Source organism: Streptomyces sp. NPDC059166 (assembly GCF_042755185.1).
Taxonomy (GTDB): Bacteria; Actinomycetota; Actinomycetes; order Streptomycetales; family Streptomycetaceae; genus Streptomyces.
The window spans coordinates 1-1373 of sequence record NZ_JBHZCI010000101.1; the positions used below are offsets into that span (position 1 = coordinate 1).

Consider the following 1373-nt stretch of genomic DNA (forward strand, 5'->3'; position numbering starts at 1 on the left):
GTCCCCTTCGAACGCCTCGTCGAACTCCTCAACCCCGAACGATCCCTCGCCCGCCACCCCCTCTTCCAGGTGATGCTCACCCTCCAGAACACGGAAGAACCCGAACTCAACCTCCCCGGAATCACCCCGTCCCTGGAAGGCATCGCCGGGAACATCGCCAAGTTCGACCTGACCTTCGGGCTGGCCGAGACCTTCGACGCAGCCGGCAGGCCGGCGGGCCTCACCGGCGTGGTCGAGTACGCGGAGGATCTCTTCGACCCGGAGACGGTCACGGTGCTGACCGCCCGTCTGGGGAGGCTGCTCGACCAGGTGGCTGCCGACCCGTCGCGCCGCGTCGGCAGCCTGTCGCTCGTCGACGAGACCGAGCTCGCCGTCCAGTTCGAACAGTGGGGCACCGGAAGCGGTACCGCGCCGCGCTCCTCGCTCGCCTCGGTCTTCGCCCAGCGGGTCATGGAGACTCCGGACGCGCCGGCCGTGATCTCGGACGAGGGACAGCTCACCTACGCGGAGCTCGACGCACACTCCTCCCGATGGGCCCACTACCTGCGCACCCAGGGTGTGACCTCCGGAACCCCGGTCGCCCTGCTCCTCGAACGCTCCACGAACCTCGTGATCACCGAACTCGCCGTGATCAAGGCCGGCGGACACTACGTCCCCCTCCACGACGCCTACCCCACCGACCGCCTCGCGTGGATCGTCAACGACGCCAGCGCCCCACTCCTGCTCACCGACCGCACCGGCCTCCCCCAAGAACTCGCCCAGGCAACACGGTGCGTGGTCCTCCACGACGCGGCCGAAACCGTGACCACGCTCCCCGTCCACACACCACACGACGAGATCCCCGCCGGACAGACCGCGTACGTCATGTACACCTCGGGCACCACCGGTCTGCCCAAGGGCGTCGTCATCACCCACGCCGACGTCATCGACCTCGCCCTCGACCCTCGCTTCGACAACCCGGCCCACGCCCGCGTCCTGATGCACTCCTCACACGCCTTCGACGCCTCCACCTACGAGATGTGGGCCCCACTCCTGCACGGCGGAACCATCGTCATCGCCCCCGCCGGCCGCCTCGGCCCCGACGAACTCCGCACCGCCGTCACCCGGCACGCTGTCACCGGCACCTTCCTCACCACGGCGCTCTTCAACGCCATCGCCCTGGAGGAGACCGACGCGTTCGACGGACTGCACGAGGTGTGGTTCGGCGGTGAGAAGGTCATGGTGCAGGCCGTCGACCGGGTCATGGAGCTCTGCCCGCACACCCGGTTCGTCCACGTGTACGGGCCGACGGAGACGACGACGTTCGCCACCGCCTGGCCCGTACCCGCCGACAAGGAACCAGGCGCCCCCGTCCCGATCGGCACCCCGCTCGC

At 69.3% G+C, this 1373-nt stretch carries 1 protein-coding gene; it reads left to right on the top strand.

Going from position 1 to position 1373, the window contains the following annotated elements:
- Positions 1-1373, top strand: a 1373-nt coding sequence (locus ACFXOA_RS32280) for an AMP-binding protein (RefSeq protein ID WP_385035735.1), incomplete at both ends; no start/stop codon positions are given.